Source organism: Actinoallomurus acaciae, from assembly GCF_042429965.1.
Classification (GTDB): domain Bacteria; phylum Actinomycetota; class Actinomycetes; order Streptosporangiales; family Streptosporangiaceae; genus Actinoallomurus; species Actinoallomurus acaciae.
In genome coordinates this window covers 1-14394 of sequence record NZ_JBHLZP010000004.1, presented here as the reverse complement: position 1 = coordinate 14394, position 14394 = coordinate 1, and the positions used below count along the sequence as shown (strand labels likewise).

The window sequence follows — 14394 nt, the reverse complement described above, 5'->3', positions numbered from 1 at the left end:
CAAATGTAGGAATTCGAGCGTGTTCCCCACATCGGGTGGGAGACCGAGATGGGGTGGAGGCCGGGCGAGCCCGGATCCCTCCACCCGAACTCCACCCGGCCGATGCGCCGGGCCGAGCCTGCGTGATCCGCTCGGCGATGACAGGTTCTTCTTCTGACGGACGCCGTACGGCGCGGGGTCAGACCGAGCGTCCGTCCTCCCGCCTGCTCCCGGCGAGGGTGAGGGCCAGCCGTACGGCCTCCGCGCGAGAGTGCAGATCCGCCTTGGCGAACAGGTTGTTGATGTGGGTCTTCACGGTCGCCTCGGTGATGTAGAGACGCCGGGCGATCTCGTTGTTGCGCAGGCCCTGGCCGATGAGGTCGAGGATCTCCCGTTCGCGCGCGGTCAGCGGCACGGCCGTGGCCGGGTCGGGCGCGGGGGCGCGGGTGGCGAGGGTGAGCAGCCGCGACTGCACCTCGGGGTCGAGGACCGCCTGCCCGGCGTGTGCGCCGCGCACGGCCTGGACGATCTTCGTCCGGTCCGCGTCCTTCGTGAGGTAGCCGCGGGCGCCGGCGCGCAGCGCGGCGAGGATGGACTCGTCGTCCTCGAACGTGGTCAGCACGACGACCGGCAGGCCGGGCCGGGCGGCCCGGATCCGGCCGGTGGCCTCGACCCCGCCCATGACCGGCATGTGCAGGTCCATGAGCACGACCTGCGGGTCGTGCTCGTCGACCGCGGCGACCGCCTCCTCGCCGTTGGCGGCGGTGCCGACGACGGCGATGTCCGGGTCGAGGTCGAGCATGACCGCGAGCGCGTCCCGGATCGCGGCCTGGTCGTCGACGACCAACAGCCGGATCGCGGTCATCGCGGCAACTCCAATCGCACTGTCCAGCCCGGGGCGGGCGGTTCGGCGGGGCCAGCGTACAGAGTGCCCCCGAGGAGACCGGCACGTTCGCGCATCCCGACCAGCCCCATCCCGCTGCCGGAGCGGTCGGGCCGGGCGCCGGGATCGGCCGTTCCGGTGTCGGTGACGGTGAGCCGGATCAGCCGGTCGGTGTAGTCGAGCAGCAGGTTCACCTGGGCGCCGGGCGCGTGCCGATGTGCGTTGGTGATCGCCTCCTGCGCGGTGCGGATGACGGCCTGGGCGACCTCGACCCGAACCTCGCCGGGCTCACCCTGGAGCCGGAATCCGGCCGTGCTCCCGTGCGCGATCCGAGCGATGGTCTCAGGAAGCGGCAACGTGTCCTCGCGCAGCGCGTGGATCGCGCGGCGGGTCTCCCCGATCCCCGACACCGCCAGGGCCCGTGCTCGCCGTACGGCCTCGTTGGCGTCCTGGTCACGGCCCCCGGCGTGCAGGGCGTCGGCCATGTCCAACTGGACGGCGATGCCGGACAAGGCGTGCCCGAGCACGTCGTGGATCTCCCGGGCGATGCGCCCGCGTTCCTCCAGCGCGGCCTCCCGAGCCTCGGACGCGGCCGCGCGCCGGCTCTGCCGGGCGGCGAGGTCGGAGGCCGCCAGCGCGTCGGCCCGCTCCCGGCGCGCGAGGCCGACGTAGAGGGGCACGCCCACGGTGAGCGAGAACCACCACGGCGACTCGTGCGGCAGGTGCAGAGCGGTGGCGACCCAGTTCACGGTGGCCGTGGCGACGGTCCCGGCCCCGACGATGGTGAACGCGGCCCGCCGGGAGGCCAGTTTCTCTCCGGCGGTGACGGAGGCGAGGAAGACCAATCCCGGGGCCGCCGTGTCCTTCGCCAGCGAGAACGACACCGCTCCGGCGGCCATGAACACCGACACCAGCGTCGTCCGCGTCCAGCCCGGCAGGCGACGCCAGGGCAGGACCGACGTCGCGGCCCCCGCGGCGATGGCGACCACCGCAAAGCCCCAGGTGAGCCAGGCGATCCGGACCGGCGGGCGCTCGGCGAACTGAATCAGGGTGAGTACCGAGAGGGTCCCGATGACGAACGGGCGGATCAGTTCGTCGGCGAACCGCGCCGGGGGTCCCGCCGGCGCGTCGTCGGTGGGACCCCCGGCCGGGCGTGTGTCGTCAGGTTCGGCGTCCATCGCCGGACATTGTCCGCCTCCGCCGATCGTGATCATCGACGGTACGGGTCGTTCCGCGCCTGATCTTCGGACGAGCCGCTGCCGTTCGGTCGCGGTCCGTTGCCCGGCTGCCGGAAGTCGAGGTCGCGCACGTCCTCGATCAGCGCCGTGAGGCCACCCCGCCGGCGCGGACGGCGTGTCCGGGACCAGTCGGTGGTACGCACCTTCTCCTGCAACCCGTCCAGCAGGGGCGACATCGTGTGCGGTGCGCCGTCGCGCCCCTTCGCCCACATGACCCGGCCCTCGGTGCGCATCGCCTTGGACAGCACGGCCAGCCCCTCCACCACCATGCCGGCGCCGAGCGTGAACATCAGCCCGCTGCCGCCCGCATGGTCGGCGGACGGGTCCACCATGCCCAGCACGACGCTCGCACCGAACCTCGCCGCGAGGTTGATCCCCCACAACACGACGGTCGTGGCCGTGTAGCGCAGGTAGACGATGCCATCCCGGTCGAACACGCGGATGCTCGCGCCGCGCAGCAGGCCCAGCACCAGGCTCAGCGCCGTGGAGCCGACGAGGAACCCGATGGACACCGGAGACTGGGACACCTTGGCCAGATCGATGAACCCGACCACCGCGAGCACGGCGGGAAGCAGCAGCATGCGCTTGGCCTCGGCGGGCTCGCCGAGCAGCCGGCGGGCCAGGACGTAGCCGACCGCACCGATGATCAGAATGATCTCGACGGGACCGCTCACCGATCCCACCTCCTCCACGGGACACTTCAGCTGGACGCCGTCGACGTTAGAAAGCCGGCGGCCCGTCGTCGTGCGTCATCCGCCGTATCCCGGGTGGACATCCGGCTCCACCCGGGTCGGCGGCCGAAGGCGGCGAGTTCGCCGGCGGGGACCGGTCAGGATGTCCGTCCCGGCTTGTCGACGGTTCTGGAGGCGGTGCGCACCTGGAGATTCAGCACGCCGCCCTTCTTGACGGTCCAGGTTCCGTCGAGGGCGTGACCGGTGTGGTCTTTGATCGCGATGGCCTTCCGGCCCTCCAGGTCCACCGCGTTCTTCTTCAACGTCACGCCTGGCAGCAGCGTGATCGCTCGAAAGATCACCGCTTCGGCCCTGGGCGGAGCCGCTCCGTCCCGAAGGAGCGCGGCGTACTCGTCACAGAGAGCGGACACCCGCTCCCCGGCGCTCGCGACGCGGCGGTGGTCCATCGCCGGCACCCGGTCGGCGAGCCGGCTCGCATAAGCCGCGGTTCGCTTCCCGGCACCCGCGGCGACCGGCGAAGGTGTCCCGCCGGTCGCCGCGTTCGCGCTACCGGTCCTGGCCGAGCCAGGCGGACAGGCGCTCCAGGAAGACGGCGCCCACCGGGGGCCGCGGGTCCGGCAGGACCGCGAGGTGGAACGCGTGCGGCATGCCGTCGTAGATGTCCAGCGTGACCTCGACACCTGCGTCGGCCGCCGCCTCGGCGTAGCGCCGGGAGTCGTCCAGCAGGGCCTCGTCGCCGCCCACCGCCAGGAGCATGCGCGGCAGGCCCGTCAGGTCGCCGTGGATGGGCGACTGCGGCGCCCCGTCGTTCGGCCGCCCGTTCAGGTACTGGCCGACGACGTGTTCGACGACCTCCCGGCCGACGACGTCCCGGCCCGCCGGAGCGTCGATCGACGGGTTCGTCAACGTGAAGTCCGTGATCGCCGAGACCGCCACCACCGCGCCCGGGAGCGGCACGCCCTCCGCCCGCAGCGTGAGGAGCGTCTCCAGCGCGAGCGTGGCGCCCGCCGACTCGCCGAACAGGACCGTCCGCCCGGCCGGTACGCCCTCGGCCAGCAGCGCGCGGTACGCGGTGACCACCTCGTCGTGCGCGACCGGGAAGGCGTGTTCGGGGGCCAGCGAGTAGTCCACGTTGAACGCCGGACGGCCCGCCGCCTTCGACAGGTGGCCGGCCATCGGGTGCTCGAACTCGGGGTTGCGCTGCTCGAAGCCGCCGCCGTGCACGTACAGCACGACACCCGCCTCCCCGGGCGTACGGTCCGAGGCGTTCGCCCAGCGGCCCGGCACCGGCAGCGCGAACGGCTCGGTGGTCTCGACGCCCGGCGGCAGCTGCGGCGGGCCCGCGCTCATGCCGGCCAGCACGGTGTCGAAGGTGTCGGGGCCGGTGACGCGGTTGGTCGTCAGGCGGCCGTCCGCCCTTCGCAGAGCGTTCAGCACCGGGACGAGCCGTGCCTCCTCCTCGTCCAGGTGCGCCTCGATCTCCGTTGCCAGGCGGTCGACGGCGGCCGCCGGGTCGCCGGACGCGACCGTCTCCCGCAGATCGTTCAACAGCCCGGCGAGGACCTGATGCTGTTCGTGCAGGCGGTCCAGGATCGGTGCCAGGTCCGGACGGCGTCGGCGCAGGTACGGGAACAGGTCGCCGTCCTCGTTCTGGTGATGGTGCTCCATTCCGCCGCAGAACATCAGGCAGTTGATCCGCAGTTGCGCGCCCAGCACGCGCCCCTGGGCGACCTCGTCGCGGATCAGCCGTAGGTCGCGCCGGAACGCGTCGTGCACGACCTGGAGGAGGTCGCCCTCGGGCAGGTCGGCGTAGCTCATCCGCACCGGTCGCAGCGCGACGATCGGAATGACCCGCGCGGTCTTGCGCTGGTACCGGGCCCAGCCCGGGTCGGACTCGACGGCGCGCGCCCAGATCTCCTCGCGCTCGGCCCCTTCGACCGCGACGGCGTCGGCCTCCAGCGTGAACGGGCCGGTCTCGACGGTGACGCGCGGATTCGCCACCAGATTGTGGTACCAGGCCGGATGCCGGTCCGCGCCGCCCGCCGACGCGATCACCAGGAGTCTGCCGGGGTCGGGGAGGAAGCCGACGGGGGTGGTGTGGGGGCGGCCGGTACGCGCGCCCGTCGTGGTGAGCAGGACCAGCCGGGCCCCCTCGAACATGCCGCCCACACGCCCGTGGCCGGCACGGAACTCCTCGATGATCTGTTGGTTGAAAGTGGTCAAAACTCTCCTTTGCCGATTTACGGCATGCCAAAAAGAACGACGAATGAATGGGGGGTGATCGCGCGCCCGTTCGACGAACGGCACGGAACAAGAAAGCAGCGAAAGGCAACGACGGGCGCGAATGTCGGGACGCGTTCGAAACGGCGCTCAGGGCGCAGACCAGGAACGACGCGAACGGCGTCGGATGCGGCTAGGCGCGATCCATGCGGTAGACGGCCACCTGCATCATCCCCTTCGGGCTCTTCCGGTGCTCGCCCACTCGTACGCGGTCTGGCCCGCCGTCCTCTGTCGGGGCACTCTTGCGTACGCCACGCGGCACCGGCCTACATTCAACGCAAGACCCGCGCCGAGCGTCAAGGAGCCATGAGTCCCCACGCCCTCGGAAGATCAACCGAGCGATCGCGCCCGGCTCGGGCGGCGCGCGACCGGGCTGCGTTTCGTGATCATTTGCGGTATCGTCGGGTGCAGCGCGATGGAGCAGTTCGGTAGCTCGCTGGGCTCATAACCCAGAGGTCGCTGGTTCAAATCCGGCTCGCGCCACTCACCGGAACAACGCCGCCCCACACCTCTCCAGAGGGTGGGGCGGTTTCGTCTTTCCCGAGATCAGATGCATCCCGGTCGGGTGCGGATCTCACCACAACTGCGGGTCGTCCGGGATATCCCGGGGCGGGCGGTCGTAGGGATTGGCCATGGCGCGGGCGGCGAGTCCGGCGGCCCCCGCGATGCCGCTCGCGACCATCGCCGTCTCGATCTCTCGCAGCAGATCCTCCGGCCGGTCCGTGCCGAACATCCAGCGCATCACCGGCTGGTCGTTGAACACGAGCACCGGCCGCAGTTCGGGCCGGTCGAGGAGCACCCGCAGAGTCCCCAGCACCCACTGCGCGCGGGGCGGGTGGTCCCGGACGGCCGGCCGCGCACGCCACCACGGGCTCGCGAAAACCGGGTGGAGTGCACGGAACGATATTCCATGCCGGCTGTACGGAGCCCCCCAGATGTTGAGCGGCTGGCCGTACGGCGGGCCAACAGAGATCTTGGGCCGCAGCGGACAGGCGGCGAGCACGAAGCGGTCCAGCCCTGGCCAGGGGTATCGCCTCGTGGCCGCGGTCAGCGGCTTGTACCGGTAGGCACCTCCCCGGCTCGGGATCGGATGCACCATCGCGCTGTCGCTGTCGATGGTCGAGTAAGGGATGAAGAAGCGGCGCGACCTCCCCGGCACCGAATCGACGATCAGGCCGTGCCGGCATACCCGGATTCGCGTCCGCGTCAGCACGAGAACGGGAGGGCACACGCCCAGAGTCGCGATACCCAGCATGATGAAGAAGGGCACCAGCGCCCCGAGCGATATCACGAGAACCGCGACGGGCAGGAAAAGCCAGAACGCCGCGATTCCCGCCCAGCCGCGCCCGTTGGGCTTCAGCGGGTAAATGGTCGATCGCACCGCGCCCGCTTGAGCCACGCTCTGAATGAGAGGTTCGGGTTCCGGAACGCGCGTTTCAGACACCTTGGGCGTCACCCCATCGTCGTGCGTCGATCGGATCCGGATCCATCCGACCGTACTCGCCCGTCCGAACGACGGTGTGATGCTTACACTGTTACCACGATTACAGCGAGGCGGACCGCGGTCCATCGCAGGGAGGGGACGGGAGCCGATGAGCCTTCGTCAGTTCGAGTACGCCCTGGCCGTTGCCGAGGAGGGCTCGGTGACGGCGGCGGCAGAGCTGCTGCATGTCGCCCAGCCGTCGATGTCCCAGCAGATCCGTGGCCTGGAGCGGGAGCTCGGCGTGAGACTGTTCGCCCGCACGCCGACCGGACTGGTGCCCACCGTGGTCGGCCGCGCGTTCCTGCGGGAGGCGGAGGTCGCGGTGAGCGCGGCGCGACGAGCGAGGGCGACGGCGCGGGCCGGTGCCGACGATCTGGTGGGCGAGCTGGTGGTGGCGGCGCAGATGGGACTGGGCACGCGGCAGCTGCCGGGCGCGCTGGGCGCCCTGCGCCGCCTCTTCCCACGGCTGGAGGTCACCGTCTTCGAGGAACCGAACCCCGCCGAGCTGGAGCGGCTGGCGCGCCGAGGCGTGCTGGACCTCGCCCTGATGGCCTCGCCGTGCGAGGAGGGCCTGTACGAAGGCCACCACCTCGGCGACGAGGAGTTCGTCGTGGTGCTGGGCGCCGGGCACCCACGGCTCGCCGCGGACCGGGTCGAACTGCGCGAACTGGGGCGGGAGCCGTGGGTGCGCTTCGACCGCGACAGCGCGCTCGACGGCGTGCTGCGGGACGTGCTGCGGGACAACGGGCTGACCCCGACCACGGTCGCCCGCGTATCCCAGACGTCGACGGCCGTACGCTGGGCCGCCCACGGGCTGGGGGTGACGCTCGTCCCGGCCTCCGCGGTGCCCGACGGTCATTGCCACCTCGTACGCCCGGTGTTCCCGGTCGTGTCCCAGCCCGTCGTCGCCGCGGTCCGGCCCGGGGCGGGCCCTGCGGAGACGGCCCTGCTCGAACTCCTGCGCCAGGAGAGCTGGTGCGAGTCCGTTTCTCTTTCACCGGTGTCCTGACGGCTGAGAACGAGATCGGCACCACCGAATTCTTTGTGCCGAAACCGGAATTCCGAAATGCCGCCGGCGTCAGCCCCTGGGGAATTCGCCGCCGTCCACGAAGAGATTGCTTCCGGTCAGCCAGCTCGCCCGGCCGGACACGAGGAACAGCACCGCGTCGGCGATGTCGTCGGGCCGGCCATCGCGCCCCAGCGGCACGGTGGCGCTGTCCTGGCCCGTGCCCTCGTCCAGGCGCGCCCACTGCTCCCGCGTCGCCTCGCCGCCGGGCGTGGCGACCCTGCCGGGGCTCACGGTGTTGACCCGGATTCCGTACGGGGCCGATTCCGAGGCCAGTCCCCTGCTGTAGTTCTCCAGCCCCGCCTTCGCCGCCTCGTAGTGCAGGAACTGCGGGATCGCGGCGGGGACCGCGGCTGAGGAGACGTGCACGATCGCCCCCGAACGCCGTTCCCGCATCCCCGGGACCAGCAGCGAGTCCAGCCGCACCGCCGCCAGGAGGTTCAGGTCCAGCGCGTCCTGCCACTCTTCGTCGGGGATGGCCAAGGCGCCTGTGAACGGTCGTGCCCCACCCACGTTGTGGACCAGGACGTCCACCCCGCCGAACGTCTCCTGAGCGGCCGCCGCGAGGGCCTCCGCTCCAGCCCGTGTCCGTACGTCGGCCGCCACGAACGTGGCCCCCTCCGGCACCGTGCTCGTCGCCGACCTGGCAGTCGTGAGCACCTCGGCGCCCGCGTCCAGGAGCCGGCGCACGACGGCCGCGCCGATTCCGCGAGAACCGCCCGTGACCAAGGCCCGCCTTCCCGCGAGCTCCCGCGTTTCCCATTCACTCTCGATCGTGGTCATGCCACCGGTCCTCTCGATCGCGTGTTCGTCCGCTCGACGAATAAACGCGCGCAGAGCGCGAATTTTCGAAGAAATCGCGGTGAGCACCTCGTCGAGCCGTTTCACGGTACGGCCGGAAAAGAACACGAGGCAAAGACGAAGTGTCAGCAGGCGCCATAGGAGATTCCTATGGCGCCCGGGCTTGCTGGGCTCATAGCCCAAAGGTCGCTGGTTCGGCTCCCGCCCCACACCTCTTCGGAGGGTGGGGCGGTCTCGTCTTTCCCGAGGCCCTAGTGCGCGCCGACCTCGTCGAGGTGCCGGAGTGCGATCCGGTACGACTCGATCAAGCCGGTCTCGGTGTAGGTGATGCCGTGTTCGAGGCAGTAGTCACGGACGACCGGCTGGGCGCGGCGTAGCGCGGGCCGGGGCATCGACGGGAACAGGTGGTGCTCGACCTGGTAGTTCAACCCGCCGAGTACGAAGGCGGTCAGCCGCCCGCCGCTCACGTTGCGGGACGTCAGCACCTGCCTCCGGAGGAAGTCGATCTTCTCGTCCTCACCGAAGATGGGCATGCCCTTGTGGTTCGGCGCGAAAGTGGCGCCCATGTACAGCCCCCACACCGCCTTGTGCACCAGCAGGAACACGATCGCCTTGCCAGGAGGCAGCACCCAGAACAGCACGCCCAGGTATGCGGCGCCGTGTATGGCCAGCGCCACCGCCTCGGCCCAGCGTCGCCGCGACATGGCCCTGATGCTGGACACGTGCAGGTTCAGGCCTTCGAGCAGCAGCAGCGGGAAGAACAGCCATCCCTGCAGACGCGCGAACGCGCGTGCGAAGCCGCTCCGCCGTGCGGCCTGCTCCGGCGTCCAGACGATGACGCCGTCACCGATGTCCGGGTCCTGGCCGACGTGGTTGGGGTGGCTGTGGTGCCGGTTGTGCTTGTCCACCCACCAGCCTCGGCTCACCCCGATCGCCAGGTTGCCGCAGATCAGGCCGGCGACCGTGACGGCACGGCGCTTGGCGAACACCTGGTGGTGCCCGATGTCGTGGCCGAGGAATGCGATGTGCGTCCACATCAGTCCCAGGTACGCGGCGACCGCGAGCTGCCACCACGAGTCGCCCACCACGGCGAACGCCGCCCACCCGCCCGCGAACAGCACGGCGTCGACGATCATCTTCATCGTGTAGTAGCCGGGTCTGCGGCGCAGCAATCCGCGCTCTCGAACCAGACGGGACAATCTCGCGTAATCGCTACCGCGTGCGGCGGTGATGGTCTGCACCATGTCCGCGACGTTAGGGGCACGGCGTTCTAGAGCGCCTCACCCGCAGGGAGGGGTGCCCCTATCCCCCTCAGGTATCGGGTCCCGGCCGGCGAGGCCGTTCTCGTACGCGTAGACGACGGCCTGTGTACGATCGCGCAGGGAGAGCTTGGTGAGCACGTTGCCCACGTGGGACTTGACGGTCTGCTCGGCCAGGTACAACTCGCCCGCGATCTCCGCGTTGGACAGCCCGCGCGCCAACAGCCGCAGCACGTCGCCCTCGCGCGGAGTGAGCCCGGCCAGCGCGTCCTGCCTCGGCCGTTCGTGGCGGCGCCTGCGTGCGAAGTCACCGATCACCCGCCGTGTCACCGAGGGCGCGAGCAGCGCGTCGCCGGCGGCGACCACGCGTACGCCGGTGATCAGGTCCGCGGCGGGGGCGTCCTTCAGCAGGAATCCGCTGGCTCCGGTGCCGAGCGCCTCGTAGACGTACTCGTCGAGGTCGAACGTCGTCAGCACCAGCACACGCGGGCCCGGGGTATCCGGATCCCGGTCGCGCATGATCTCAGCGGTCGCGGCGAGGCCGTCCATCTCCGGCATCCTGATGTCCATGACCACGACGTCGGGCACCAGGCTGCGGGTCAGCTCGACGGCCTCCCGGCCGTTCGCCGCCTCCCCCACCACCTCGATGTCCGGGGCGGCGGACAGCAGGGAGACCAGCCCGTCCCGGATCATCTCCTGGTCGTCGGCGATCAGCACGCGGATCGTCATGACATGACCCTATTCGGACCTGGCGTACGGTAGCTCCGCGACGACCGAAAAGCCGTCGCCGGATGGCCCTGCGGTGAGGGTGCCACCGAGCATGGTGACCCGCTCGCGCACGCCGACGAGGCCGTGGCCGCCGCCCGGCTCCGAGGCCACCTCGCCCGCAGAGCCGTCGTCGCTGACCTGAACCGTCAGCGCCCGCGCGCCGTACTGCACCCGTACCTGCACCCGCGAGCCCGGCGCGTACCGGCAGGCGTTGCTCAGTGCCTCCTGCACGATCCGGAACGCGGACAGATCGACCCCGGTCGGCAGCCGTCGCGGCATCCCGTCGACACGCGTGTCCACGACCAGCCCGGCGTGGCGGGCGCGCTCGACCACCTCGTCCAGGCGTTCCAGCCCGGGCTGTGGCAGCCGCTCGGCCGTCTCGTCCTCCTCGCGGAGCAGACCCACCACCCGCCTGGTCTCGGCCAGTGCCTCCCGTGCCGCGTCCCGGATCAGGACGAACTTGCCCAGCGCCGCGTCGGGCAGATCGTGGATCTTGTACGGCGCCGCCTCGGCCTGCAACACGATCACCGACATGTGATGGGCGACGACGTCGTGCAACTCGCGGGCGATGCGGGCGCGCTCCTCCAGGACGGCCTGCCGTGCCCGGTCGCGCTCGTGCAGCGCCGCCTGCTCGGCCAGTCGGGCCTCGGCGGCGTACCGGCCGCTCAGCGCGTCGGCGAAGATCAAGACGAACGCGCTGATCCCACACAGGATCAGCGCGAACCAGAACGGCATCCCGGAGACCGGCACCGCGGGCAGCACCACGACCACCGCGGTGATCATGCCTACGGCGGCCGAGATCCGCCGCTCACAGCAGACCCCGACCTGGAACAGCACGACCAGCATGGCCAGCCACGTGGTCACCGGCCACGGCCAGATCCCGCCGGTGGACCTGATGGACAGGTTGCCCGCGACCATCCCCAGGGCCATGATCCGCCACGAGCCGAGCGGCCAGCGCCCGGCCCCGGCCAGCGGCGCCGCCTGCGCCAGGCCGAGCAGCGCGGCCAGGTTGGCGTTGACGTGCATGGACACGATCATGATCGCGATGGCGCCCGCGCTGAACCCGATCGCCATGGCGCCCAGGATCGCCGTCACGACCGCCGGCCAGACCGGCCCCCGCTGCCAGCGCCATCGGCGCCGCGCCCGCGCCGGTGCTCGGAGCACGGCGTCGATCAGCGCTCCCACCAGAGCCGCGTCGTCAGTCACCCTCCGAGGGTAGGCGTCCGGGCCCGCGCTCAGCGCGCCGGGAAGGCAATGCCGATATCGGCCGACGCGTCACTCACGCCTTCGGCCGCGGCCTGGCGACGGCTCGCTCGGCAGGCGACCTCCCAGGCCGCCTCGATCATCTGGAAGATCTCGTCCACCGCCGCCTCCGGGTCGGCCGCCTCACGGGCCAGCGAATAGGCGTCGATCGCGAACCTCGCGATCGTCCGGCAGGCCGTTGTGGTCGCTGACCGGCCGGGATCGGCGGCGATGGCCGCCGCCAGCGACTCCGCATGGCGCAGCCTCATCGTCTCCTCGTACTCCCGCAGGGCAGGCGACTCGTCGACCATGCGCCAGATCGGGGCGGCGCTGTCCACCGCGCAATGTCGTACCAGGGCCTGGATCTCGCGGCGCAGCGCAGGGATGAGCGGCTCGTGCGGCGCCCGGCCGGTGACCGCCTGCGTGAGGCGGTGCTCGAAGTCTTCGTCCTGCTCGAACACCAGGGCCTCTTTCGAGGCGAAGTGGGAGAAGAGCGTGGTGACGGCCACGTCGGCCTCGGCGGCCACGTCACGGATGCCCACCGCGTCGTACCCGCGCTCCAGGAAGAGCCGCAGGGCGGCGTCGGCGATCTTCTGGCGGGTCGCGGCCTTCTTACGCTCACGGCGTCCGGGCGGCACGGTCATCCCCTAACACTATCAGGTACAAATGCGTACCGGTTTTTAAAAGCTAACGGTTAGTGTTACGGTCGGCCGCATGAGGAGAGTGAGCTTCGCCGAGTTCGGCGGTCCGGACGTGCTGCGACTCGTGGACGCCGAGGAGCCCCACGCGGGCCCCGGTCAGGTGCGCATCGCCGTACGGGCGGCGGGTGTGAACCCCGTCGACTGGAGGATCCGCGAAGGCCAGTTCCAGAAGGTCCATCCGATCGAGTTGCCCGCCGGAGTCGGGCAGGACGCCTCCGGGGTGGTGGACGAGGTCGGCGAGGGCGTCGAAGGGGCCGAGGTCGGCGACCCTGTGTTCGGCGAAGGCACGAGCACCTATGCCGAGTTCGCCGTGCTGTCGGCCTGGGCCCGCATGCCCGAGGGGCTGACGTTCGAAGCGGCGGCCGGGTACCCCTCCGTCGTGGAGACCGCGCTGCGCATCATCCGCCAGTCCGGTGTGCGGTCCGGACAGACGCTGCTGGTCAGCGGCGCGTCCGGGGGCGTCGGATCGGCGGTGCTGCAGATCGCCCGCGACCGCGGCGTCACGGTGATCGGTACGGCCGGGGCCGCGAACCAGGACTATCTGCGGAGCCTGGGCGCCGTCGCCACGACGTACGGAGAGGGCTGGGTCGACCGGGTGCGGCGGCTCGGCCGTGTCGACGCGGCTCTCGATCTGGCCGGCTCGGGCGTGATCCGCGAGCTCGTCGAGCTGACCGGGGATCCGCAGAAGGTGATCTCCATCGCCGATCTCGGCGCGCCGGAGCTCGGCGCCCGCTTCTCCGGCGTGGCCGGGAGCGTGCCGGAAGCGCTCGCCGAGGCCGCCGACCTCATCTCACGGGGAAGGCTCCACATCCCGATCGAGAGGTCGTACACACTCGCCGAGGCCGCGGCGGCGCACATCGACAGCCACGCCGGTCACACGCGCGGGCGCCGGGTCGTGCTCGTCTGAGCCGTTTCCCGAGACATGCGCTCTCCCGGCGGCGCGAGGATCGGCGGGTCATCCTCGGCGGGACCGCGCGAGTACGCGGCCGAGCCACCGGGTCCGGGCGTGGCGGGCTTCGCGAGTGAGGGCCGCGGCGGGGGCGACGGAGTCGAAGCCGTGGAAGGCGCCGGGCCAGACGTGGAGTTCGGCGTCGCCGCCGGCACACCAGATCGCGTGGGCATAGGCGACGTTCTCGTCGCGGAAGGTCTCCGCCGAGCCGACGTCGATGTAGGCGGGCGGCAGCCCGCTCAGGTCGGTGGCGCGGGCGGGGGCGGCGTAGGGCGGCAGGTCCGGGAGCCCGTACCTGTCGCCCAGGTAAGCCTGCCAGGCGACGGCGGTCGAGGACCTGTCCCACAGCCCGACGCCTGACATCTGGCGGGCGGAGGGGGTGTCGAGGCGGTCATCCAGCATCGGGCACTGCAGGAGCTGCCCGATGGGCATCGGTCCGCCCCGGTCCCGGTTGAGCAGAGTCAGGGCCGCGGCGAGGCCGCCGCCGGCGCTCTTGCCTCCGATGATCAGGCGCTCGCCGTCGATGCCGAGCTCGTCCGCGTGACCGACGGTCCACCGAAGTCCCGCGTGGCAGTCGTCCAGCGGCCCCGGATAGGGCGTCTCCGGCGCCAGCCGGTATTCCACGGACACGACGGCCAGGCCGAGCGGGGCGGACCAGTCGCGGAGGATCTTCGGCAGGACGGACCAGGCGTTGCCCATCATCATCCCGCCACCGTGCATGTAATACAGCACCGGCAGGATCCCGGTGGCGTCGGCGGGCCGCGCGTACACCAGCGTGACGTCCGGGCTCCCCTCGGCGCCGGGGACGCTCAGTTCCTCGACGGCGAAGCGGCCGTCGGCCCGCAGCTCGGCCGCGGTGGGCCGGGGCCGGCTCGCGGCGTCTCGTTCTCGCTGGGCGGTGAGGTTCTCCGGAGTGAGCCGTTCTCTGGACGCGTCGCCCAGGGCCGCCAGCGCGGCGCCCAGCTCAGGGTCGAACGGCGGCGCCGTCCCCACGACGACCGCTTCGGCGGCCGGGGAGCGCCGGAGCCCGGTCATGACGCGCCGCCCCGGCAG

Annotated in this window: 14 protein-coding genes and 1 tRNA gene; 3 read left to right on the top strand and 12 right to left on the bottom strand. The window is 71.3% G+C overall.

From position 1 onward, the window contains the following. Nucleotides 1–178 precede the first annotated feature (178 nt). The 5 genes from ACFFNX_RS01505 to ACFFNX_RS01485 form a co-directional block, all read right to left on the bottom strand. On the bottom strand, nucleotides 179–844 hold the full coding sequence (locus tag ACFFNX_RS01505; RefSeq protein WP_378193813.1) for a response regulator: 666 nt from the start codon (nucleotides 842–844) through the stop codon (nucleotides 179–181). Then, a complete protein-coding gene (locus tag ACFFNX_RS01500) occupies nucleotides 841–2040 on the bottom strand; it encodes a sensor histidine kinase (protein ID WP_378193810.1) in 1200 nt (399 codons plus the stop codon). Before ACFFNX_RS01500 ends, ACFFNX_RS01505 begins: the two co-directional genes overlap by 4 nt. A gap of 32 nt (nucleotides 2041–2072) precedes the next feature. After that, entirely contained in the window at nucleotides 2073–2774 is a 702-nt protein-coding gene (locus tag ACFFNX_RS01495) for a DUF1453 domain-containing protein (RefSeq protein WP_378193807.1), read from the bottom strand. 155 nt (nucleotides 2775–2929) lie between these two features. Next, complete coding sequence (locus ACFFNX_RS01490) at nucleotides 2930–3238, bottom strand: hypothetical protein (protein WP_378193804.1); 309 nt, start codon at nucleotides 3236–3238, stop codon at nucleotides 2930–2932. A 100-nt stretch (nucleotides 3239–3338) separates the two neighbouring features. Beyond that, nucleotides 3339–5015, bottom strand: a complete 1677-nt coding sequence (locus tag ACFFNX_RS01485; RefSeq protein WP_378193801.1) for a nitroreductase/quinone reductase family protein — start codon at nucleotides 5013–5015, stop codon at nucleotides 3339–3341. Nucleotides 5016–5481: 466 nt separating this feature from the next. Here ACFFNX_RS01485 and ACFFNX_RS01480 point away from each other — a divergent pair. Beyond that, a tRNA-Met gene (locus tag ACFFNX_RS01480) sits at nucleotides 5482–5555 on the top strand. 91 nt (nucleotides 5556–5646) lie between these two features. Here ACFFNX_RS01480 and ACFFNX_RS01475 read toward each other — a convergent pair. Continuing rightward, on the bottom strand, nucleotides 5647–6528 hold the full coding sequence (locus ACFFNX_RS01475) for a hypothetical protein (RefSeq protein ID WP_378193798.1): 882 nt from the start codon (nucleotides 6526–6528) through the stop codon (nucleotides 5647–5649). Between the two features lie 136 nt (nucleotides 6529–6664). Between ACFFNX_RS01475 and ACFFNX_RS01470 the strand changes: the two genes are divergently transcribed. After that, the gene (locus ACFFNX_RS01470) at nucleotides 6665–7564 is read left to right on the top strand and encodes a LysR family transcriptional regulator (protein WP_378193795.1); all 900 of its coding nucleotides are present in this window, start codon (nucleotides 6665–6667) and stop codon (nucleotides 7562–7564) included. 69 nt (nucleotides 7565–7633) lie between these two features. Here ACFFNX_RS01470 and ACFFNX_RS01465 read toward each other — a convergent pair whose 3' ends face one another. The 5 genes from ACFFNX_RS01465 to ACFFNX_RS01445 form a co-directional block, all read right to left on the bottom strand. Continuing rightward, nucleotides 7634–8404 carry an SDR family oxidoreductase gene (locus ACFFNX_RS01465; protein WP_378193793.1) on the bottom strand — a complete coding sequence of 257 codons (771 nt, stop codon included), beginning with the start codon at nucleotides 8402–8404 and terminating at the stop codon, nucleotides 7634–7636. 269 nt (nucleotides 8405–8673) lie between these two features. Continuing rightward, nucleotides 8674–9621: a fatty acid desaturase family protein gene (locus ACFFNX_RS01460; protein WP_378193789.1), complete on the bottom strand. Its 948-nt coding sequence runs from the start codon at nucleotides 9619–9621 to the stop codon at nucleotides 8674–8676. 81 nt (nucleotides 9622–9702) lie between these two features. Continuing rightward, nucleotides 9703–10410: a response regulator gene (locus ACFFNX_RS01455; protein ID WP_378193786.1), complete on the bottom strand. Its 708-nt coding sequence runs from the start codon at nucleotides 10408–10410 to the stop codon at nucleotides 9703–9705. 9 nt (nucleotides 10411–10419) lie between these two features. Further along, nucleotides 10420–11655, bottom strand: coding sequence for a sensor histidine kinase (locus ACFFNX_RS01450; protein WP_378193782.1), 1236 nt, complete (start codon nucleotides 11653–11655; stop codon nucleotides 10420–10422). Between the two features lie 29 nt (nucleotides 11656–11684). Beyond that, the gene (locus ACFFNX_RS01445; RefSeq protein WP_378193778.1) at nucleotides 11685–12335 is read right to left on the bottom strand and encodes a TetR/AcrR family transcriptional regulator; all 651 of its coding nucleotides are present in this window, start codon (nucleotides 12333–12335) and stop codon (nucleotides 11685–11687) included. 70 nt (nucleotides 12336–12405) lie between these two features. Between ACFFNX_RS01445 and ACFFNX_RS01440 the strand changes: the two genes are divergently transcribed. Continuing rightward, nucleotides 12406–13299, top strand: coding sequence for an NADP-dependent oxidoreductase (locus ACFFNX_RS01440; RefSeq protein ID WP_378193774.1), 894 nt, complete (start codon nucleotides 12406–12408; stop codon nucleotides 13297–13299). Nucleotides 13300–13347: 48 nt separating this feature from the next. On the opposite strand, the gene ACFFNX_RS01435 is transcribed toward ACFFNX_RS01440, so the two are convergent. Then, nucleotides 13348–14376: an alpha/beta hydrolase gene (locus ACFFNX_RS01435; protein ID WP_378193987.1), complete on the bottom strand. Its 1029-nt coding sequence runs from the start codon at nucleotides 14374–14376 to the stop codon at nucleotides 13348–13350. Between the last annotated feature and the right edge of the window lie 18 nt (nucleotides 14377–14394).

Bases quoted from the DNA above. Each gene is read 5' to 3' on its own strand.
- ACFFNX_RS01505 (WP_378193813.1), bottom strand. From the start codon at position 844: ATGACCGCGATCCGGCTGTTGGTCGTCGACGACCAGGCCGCGATCCGG.
- ACFFNX_RS01500 (WP_378193810.1), bottom strand. From the start codon at position 2,040: ATGGACGCCGAACCTGACGACACACGCCCGGCCGGGGGTCCCACCGAC.
- ACFFNX_RS01490 (WP_378193804.1), bottom strand. From the start codon at position 3,238: ATGGACCACCGCCGCGTCGCGAGCGCCGGGGAGCGGGTGTCCGCTCTC.
- ACFFNX_RS01470 (WP_378193795.1), top strand. From the start codon at position 6,665: ATGAGCCTTCGTCAGTTCGAGTACGCCCTGGCCGTTGCCGAGGAGGGC.
- ACFFNX_RS01465 (WP_378193793.1), bottom strand. From the start codon at position 8,404: ATGACCACGATCGAGAGTGAATGGGAAACGCGGGAGCTCGCGGGAAGG.
- ACFFNX_RS01455 (WP_378193786.1), bottom strand. From the start codon at position 10,410: ATGACGATCCGCGTGCTGATCGCCGACGACCAGGAGATGATCCGGGAC.
- ACFFNX_RS01445 (WP_378193778.1), bottom strand. From the start codon at position 12,335: ATGACCGTGCCGCCCGGACGCCGTGAGCGTAAGAAGGCCGCGACCCGC.
- ACFFNX_RS01440 (WP_378193774.1), top strand. From the start codon at position 12,406: ATGAGGAGAGTGAGCTTCGCCGAGTTCGGCGGTCCGGACGTGCTGCGA.
- ACFFNX_RS01435 (WP_378193987.1), bottom strand. From the start codon at position 14,376: ATGACCGGGCTCCGGCGCTCCCCGGCCGCCGAAGCGGTCGTCGTGGGG.